4 protein-coding genes and 1 pseudogene are annotated in these 7,091 nt (G+C 70.4%); 3 read left to right on the top strand and 2 right to left on the bottom strand.

Annotated features, from left to right (window positions below; translation table 11 throughout):
- Both ACNPM4_RS01725 and ACNPM4_RS01720 read right to left on the bottom strand, forming a co-directional pair.
- A pseudogene (locus tag ACNPM4_RS01725) lies at window positions 1-197 on the bottom strand (murein biosynthesis integral membrane protein MurJ); the annotation flags it as partial.
- Window positions 190-2,370 (bottom strand): DUF6049 family protein, encoded by a 2,181-nt coding sequence (locus ACNPM4_RS01720; RefSeq protein WP_448984486.1) that lies wholly within the window; start codon window positions 2,368-2,370, stop codon window positions 190-192. The gene ACNPM4_RS01720 and the pseudogene ACNPM4_RS01725, both read right to left, overlap by 8 nt.
- A 97-nt stretch (window positions 2,371-2,467) precedes the next feature.
- Between ACNPM4_RS01720 and ACNPM4_RS01715 the strand changes: the two genes are divergently transcribed.
- The 3 genes from ACNPM4_RS01715 to ACNPM4_RS01705 all read left to right on the top strand — a co-directional run.
- A complete protein-coding gene (locus ACNPM4_RS01715) occupies window positions 2,468-3,979 on the top strand; it encodes a class I SAM-dependent methyltransferase (RefSeq protein ID WP_448984485.1) in 1,512 nt (503 codons plus the stop codon).
- A 28-nt stretch (window positions 3,980-4,007) separates the two neighbouring features.
- On the top strand, window positions 4,008-5,063 hold the full coding sequence (locus ACNPM4_RS01710) for an LLM class flavin-dependent oxidoreductase (protein WP_448984484.1): 1,056 nt from the start codon (window positions 4,008-4,010) through the stop codon (window positions 5,061-5,063).
- A gap of 81 nt (window positions 5,064-5,144) precedes the next feature.
- Window positions 5,145-7,091 (top strand): MSCRAMM family protein (locus tag ACNPM4_RS01705; protein WP_448984483.1); only part of this gene is annotated, 1,947 nt, incomplete at its 3' end.

Here is a 7,091-nt window from a genome sequence, read left to right as displayed (position 1 = left end):
ACGGCTGTGAGGATTCCGACCGAGATGAGAGAGAAGACGCTGTTCGGTAGTTGGTTCGCGTAGGTGAACGCATCGGCCGCTTCGGATGCGACGGACCCGATGACGCCGACGAGGACGATGCTGCGCAGCAGGCCGGTGAGACGGGAGACGAGGGTGCCGGCGCCGATGACGGCGCTCGCGCGGCCGAGGCTACTCACGCGTGTCTTCTGTCGTGGTGGCGTCCGGGCGGGCTTCCACGGCTTCCTCTTCCTCCAGGGCTTCGAGCTGCGCTTCGACGGCCGACTCCTCGGCTGTTTCACGCCGCTTGCGGCGCACGGTGCGGATCACACCGAGCGCGATCAGCAGCACGATGATGCCGCCGAGGACGACGAGTCCGATCGTCTCCCACTCCGCACGAACCGCGACCCTGAGCGTCTGATCACCCTGGATCTGCACGCCCGTGGGGCTGTAGAGACTGAGTCGGAGGTCGACCTCGCCGCTGCCCACGCGAGCCGACACCGGCACCTTGATGCGGGTCGTGGACTGAGCCTGCACGATCGTCTCGTCCGGGGACCTGACCTCGAGACGCGGATCCGTCGGCGAGACGAAGAGCTGCACCGTCACAGGCCACGGCAGGTCGTTGCGCACCGCGATCGGCAGATCGGCGTTCGCCGTGAGCAGCTGGATCGTGCTGGACGGGGGGATGTTGACCGCGTCGAGCGTGGCGTTCGTCTGTGCCTGATGATCCGCGAAACCCTCGGCGAACGTGGCGGCCGATGTTCCAACCGACAGCGTGCGTAGGATCCGGATGCGTTCGGGGCTGAGCAGCACCTGGGGGTCGGCGAGGATCGATGAGAACGCGGTGAGCCGGGACTCATCGGCGAGGAGTGTCGTCACGGCGGCGGATCGCGCAGCATCCGGCTCCCCGGTGACGGTCGCCGCGGCGGGCGGGGTAGCCCGGAGCGTCGCGAGCTCGAACCCGGCGGAGTCGGCGGCGGTGATCGCGTCGCGCAGCGCGTCGGAGGAGCGGTTCTCGTCTCGGTCCAGGCCGACGAGCAGGGGAGCGGTGGGGGCGGCACGCTGTGCCAGCTGGAGGAGGGCGGCCGCCTCGGCGAGAAGCCGCTGACGGTCGGCGGGATTCCGCGCCGCCGCCACCCGCGAGAGCACGTCGGAGGTCGCGGCATCCGTGACCAGGAGGTCGTTGCCGCCAGCTGTCGCATGAGCCGCGCTCTGTCCGCCGACCGCCGTCGAGGAGACGATCGTCGTGGTGTCGGCGCCCACGTAGCCGGCGAAGGCGGTCAGGTCGGCGGAGGTGGGGGTCTGCGGCCACAGGATGTGCGGCAGAGCGCCGTCGATCGCCGTGAGTTCGTCATCGCTGGGGAGTGCCGGAGACTCCGTGGCGCTCGGGGTCGGACCGGGTGTCGCATCAGGCGCATCGGTCGGTGCGGCCGTTGCCGGGACTCCCGGGAAGTTCGCGGGATCGAGCAATGGGGTGAGAGCCCGGGGCTGCAGCAGCTCAGGCAGACCCGCCTGCGCCTGCGCCGTCGCATCCGCATCACCGAACTGCAGCGCGAAACGCGCGTTCGGGAGGTTGTCGAGTCGTGTCAGCCAGTCGCGGGCGGTCTCCGGGGCGGCGGTGCCGAGCGCCCGGATCGCGGCGGGGATGGACGGATCGATGGCCAGCACGGCGGTCGTCCCGGCGACGCCGTCGAGCTGCGCGGTCAGGGTTCCTTCGGGAGCGGTGAGCTCCGAGAGCTCGGCGGCCGTCAGCAGTGCGCCGCCTTCCGGCGTCGCCGTGACGGGAACGAGCACCCCGACCTGCGCGGTCTGGGGGGCGGCGATCACCAGCACACTCGTCGCGGTCGCATCCACGGCCTCGGCGTCTGCGGCATCGCCGGTCGAGGCCGTGAGTTCCGCGCGCAGCGGGTAGACGCCGGGCGCGAGGTCACCCAGGGTCGCCTCGGACACGAAGATCGTGGTCGTCGCCGACGCACCGCCATCGATCGGATCGGTGTCTTCGGCGCCGATGGAGGCGAAGGCCCCTGTCGCCTCGCCGTCGTCGAGCCAGGTGGAGACGGCCTCAGCATCGGTGAGCGGGGTGCGATTGAGTTCGACCTCGACCTGACCACCCGTGGTGAGTGCCGCGTCGGTGGCGTTCTCCACGGTGACGATCGCCGACGTGGACGACCCCGGTGCGACGAGCCCGCGAAGACCGGCCGAGACATGCAGCTCGACGCTCTTTTCGTCGTCGGATTGCGCCTGATCGGCGGCGACCGCGGCGCTCGGTGCGACGAACGCACAGCCGCTCACTGCGATCGCGAGAACAGCGGTCGCTCCTGAGAGCCGTCGCAGGCGCGCACGGAGGCCGATGTCGGGGGTGATCGCGGTCATGAAGGTCTTCCTCGAACGCCCGGGAAGAGGCTGCTCGTGAGTACTGACCTAGTGATTCTAGGAGGCTCTGCGAAAGAGAACCCTGAAGACGCGTAGAGTGACGGCCGTGTCCGACACCCCCGCACCGGTCCCCGACCCTCTCCGCACGGCCGCGCTCGCCGCGGATCTCGACGCTGCGGACCTCCGCTCCGAGCCGCTGCGGCGCCTGTGGGGTGAGGAGGCGGACGACGCACTCGCCCGCGGGATGCGGGAGCCGATCCTGCGGGCCATCGACGGTGACTCCGGAACGCTCGCCACGCTCGGGCGTCTGCTCGTGCTCGGAATGCCACAGCCGCGCGCCCATGTCATCGACGCGCTGCCGCGGCTCGGAGTGGACGGACTCGTGGCACTCGGTCTCGCCGAGGCGGACCCCGACACGGTGACGCCGACGGCCCTGCTGCGACCGCAGTCGTTCGTCGACGCCGACGGGGTGGGGGAATGGTGGATCGCGAGCGATCTCGATGAGGTCGCCCTCGACGCCCCGTTGCCCGCCGACCACGTGCTCGGTGTCGGCGGGGCATCGCGCACGCTCGCCGAGACCATCGTCCCGATCGAAGTGGAGCGCGCGCTCGACCTGGGCACCGGATGCGGCATCCAGGCGCTCCTCGTCGCACGACGTGCCGGCACGGTCGTCGCGACCGACATCTCGACCCGTGCCCTCGCGTTCGCCGAAATCAACGCCCACCTCAACGGGGTGACGAACATCGAGTTCCGCCACGGCAGCATGTTCGAGCCGGTGGCGGGGGAGGCGTTCGACCTGATCGTCTCGAATCCTCCGTTCGTGATCACCCCGCGCGTCGAGGGAGTGCCCGCATACGAATACCGTGACGGCGGACTCGTGGGGGATGCGCTGGTGGAGCAGTTCATCCGCAGCGCCCCTGCCCACCTGACCCGGAACGGCATCGCGCAGCTGCTCGGCAACTGGGAGTCGAAGGCCGCGATCACCGGGCTCGCACGTCTCGAGGCCTGGGTGCCGGCCGAACTCGACCTCTGGGTGATCGAGCGGGAGGAACTCTCGCCTCTGGGCTACGCGGAACTGTGGATCCGCGATGGGGGGACCACGCCGCGCGACCCCGGTTTCACGCCGCTGCTGACCGCATGGCTCGACGACTTCGCCGCCCGCGGAGTGACCTCGATCGGCTTCGGCTACGTGCTGATGCGTCGGGGCACCTCGGGCGAACCACTGCGGCGAACTGAGCGCATCGCCCAGCCCGTCGCGAACGTCGGGGCCGCCTTGGCGACGGGCCTCGCGGCGCAGGATGTGCTCGCCGAAGGGCTGCCGGCCACCCTGGTGGTCGCTGCCGACGTCACCGAGGCGCGGCATCTGATGCCGGGTGACGACGACCCGAGCGTGATCGAGCTGCGTCAGGGCGGCGGCTTCGGTCGCACGATCTCTGTCGACCCTGCTCTCGCCGGTTTCGTCGGCGCCTGCGACGGAGAACTCACCGTGGTGCAGATCGCGGCCGCGCTGGCGGACCTCTTCGAGGTGCCGCTCGCCGACCTGTGGGCCGACCTCGAGCCCCGCATCCGCTCCCTCATCCTCGACGGCATCCTGCTGCCGGGGGAATAGTCCTCAGATTCATGCGTTGGAATAGACCATGAAGGCTTTCGGATTCCTCTCTTTCGGTCACTACGCCGACGTGCCCGGCTCGGCGACCCGCACCGCGGGCGACATGTTGAAGCAGACGATCGAGATCGCCGAAGGAGCCGACGAGATCGGTGTGAACGGTGCCTCGGTGCGCGTGCACCACTGGGCACGTCAGGCCGCCTCCCCGATGCCGCTGCTGTCGGCGATGGCCGCGCGCACGAAGCGGATCGAAGTCGGTACCGGCGTGATCGACATGCGCTACGAGAACCCGTTCCAGTTCGCCGAAGAGGCGGCCGCCCTCGACTTCATCGCCGACGGCAGGATCGCGCTCGGCGTGAGCCGTGGTTCACCCGAGACGGCGCTGCGCGGCTATGAGACCTTCGGCTACGTCGACGAGGAAGACCCGGAGCGCGGCAGCGTGCTCGCACGGGAGAAGTTCGACCTGTTCCTGCGGGCGATCGACGGAGAGGGCCTCGCTCCGGGCGACCCGCGCATGGTGGGTGCCGGTCGGTACCTCGCGATCGAGCCGCAATCGCCGACCCTCCGCGACCACATCTGGTGGGGCTCGGGTTCGCGCGCCACGGCTGAGGAGACGGGACGCAAGGGGCTCAACATGATGAGTTCCACCCTCGTGACCGAGGCGACCGGTCAGCCGTTCCACGAGCTGCAGCGGGAGCAGATCGAACTGTTCCGCTCCGCATACAAGGAGGCAGGCCACACCGGCCGCCCGCGGATCTCGGTCAGCCGCAGCGTCTTCCCGCTCGTCTCCGACATGGACCGGGCGTACTTCGGCCTGCGCAGCGAGGAGAACGCCGACCAGATCGGTGTGATCGACGGCTTCCGCTCGACCTTCGGCAAGACCTACGCCGCCGAACCGGACGTGCTCATCGCGCAGCTGAAGCAGGACGAGGCCGTGATGGCCGCCGACACCCTTCTGCTCACCATCCCGAACCAGCTCGGCCCGGAGTACAACCTGCACGTGCTGGAGGCGTTCGCGACGCACGTCGCACCGGCGCTCGGCTGGAAGCCCAACACGGAAGGACCCGTCCAGGGCGACGCCGTCTGACGCGGCGCCCGCCCGCTGGCCGGCACCCCGTATCGAGGAATTCACTTTCGGACCGCACCGGTATATCAGTACGCTGACCGCATGCGTGCCTCTCGCAGAGCGACCATCGCCGGAACCATCGTCCTCATCGCGGTGCTCGTCGGCGCCCTCCCGGCTTCGGCCGCGACCGTCGCCTCCTGGGCGACCTGGCAGCCGCTCGTCGGCGTCGGCGGGGCCTTCACGACGTCGGTTGAGGTGGCCGCGCAGCCGGCGATCAGCGCGACCGTCACCAGTGATTCACGGGGTGGCGCACAGATCGGCGTCATCAGCGGTGCCTCGACCTGGCTTTCGGAGGGCACCGCGATCGGGGCGAAGTACGGCTCGAGCAGGGACCAGCCGTACCTGAACCTGCGCCCCCGGGCCGACAACGCCACGAGCCCCTCGACCACGACGTACTCCTTCGCGACGCCGACCCCGACCTCGGGATGGGCCTTCGCAGTGGGCGACATCGACGCGGACTCGGTGCGCATCCAGGCCGTCGCCCCCGATGGACACGTGCTCGACGCGACCGAGATCGGGCTGCGTGACCGGTTCAACTACTGCGCCCCCGGAATCGCGGGGAAGCCTTCGTGCACCGGTGCTGCCGATGACGTGCCGAGCTGGGATGCCACGACCCTCACCCTCACCGGCAACGCGGCGGCCGCGGACACCAGCGGCTCGGCGGCCTGGTTCGAGCCGAGCACCCCGATCAGCTCCCTCAGCCTGATCTTCACGCGTCGCTCGGGCCTTCCCGTGTACCAGACCTGGTTCGCGTCGATCGCCCAGGACATCACGGGCACCATCACCGACACGGGGGCGCCGACGCCCGGCGTCACCCTCACGCTGACGGACGCGAACGGCACGGTCGTGGGAACGACCACCACGGCGGCGGACGGAACCTACTCCTTCCCCGGGTTCGTCGCGTCTGACGGGTACACGGTGCGCGTCACCCCGCCTGCCGGCAAGATCTCGACCGGACCGACCACGGTCGCCGCGAACCTCAGTGCGGGCGACGCGGTCGCCGACTTCGGGCTGCGCGACATCGTGCCCGTCGCGGTCTCCGGAACCGTGACCGATACGACCGGCGCCACGGTCCCCGGTGCGACCGTCACGATCGACGGCCAGACCACGACGACGGATGCTGACGGGAACTACCTGTTCGACCAGGTGGCCGTCGGGACGCATCCCGTGTCGATCACGACCCCGCCGGGCTACACGGTCGCGACTCAGCCGCCGCCGGTCACCGTTCCAGCGGGCAGCGAGGTGCCGATCACGGACGTGGACTTCGTGGTCGCCGAGAACGCCGACCTGCGCGGCGCGGTGCGCGCCAACGGCACGGGCGTGGCCGGCGTCACCGTGACCGCGATCGCTCCCGGCGGGGCGACCCTCACACGGGTGACGGATGCGTCGGGGGCGTACTCGTTCCCCCGACTCGCTGCCGGTGACTACACGATCACGATGACGACGCCCGCGGGATTCGTCGCGACATCTCCGGCCACGCGGAACGAGCAGGTGGCCGCGGTCGACGTGGAGAACGTGGACTTCGAGCTGGCGCGCCTCGGCGCGATCGACGGCACCGTGCGCGACGACGACGGTGCCCCCGTCGCGGGCGTGGTGGTGACACTCACCGGACCGGGCGCGCCGCAGCAGCTCACGTCCGACGCGGACGGCACGTTCGGGCTCGGCGCCCTGCCGCCCGGCGCCTACACCCTCACGGTTGTGCCCCCGACGGGCACGAGCGTCGTCGGCTCGGCGACGCGCACGGTCGTGATCACCGCGGCCGGCGACGTGATCGCCGAGCAGGACTTCACACTCGCCGCCGATGCCGTCGTCGTGCCGCCGGACCCGACGGACCCGACGGACCCGAGCACGCCGCCGACCGATGGAGGCAACGGGACCGATCCGCTTCCCGCGACGGGACTCGGTCCCGAGACGCTCGCCTGGGCCGCAGGCGGTGCTGCCGTTCTCGTGCTCGGCGCGACACTCCTGATCCTCGGCCGCCGGCGCTCC

The organism is Microbacterium umsixpiens (genome assembly GCF_053543675.1).
This window is presented reverse-complemented; position numbering and strand designations above follow the sequence as displayed.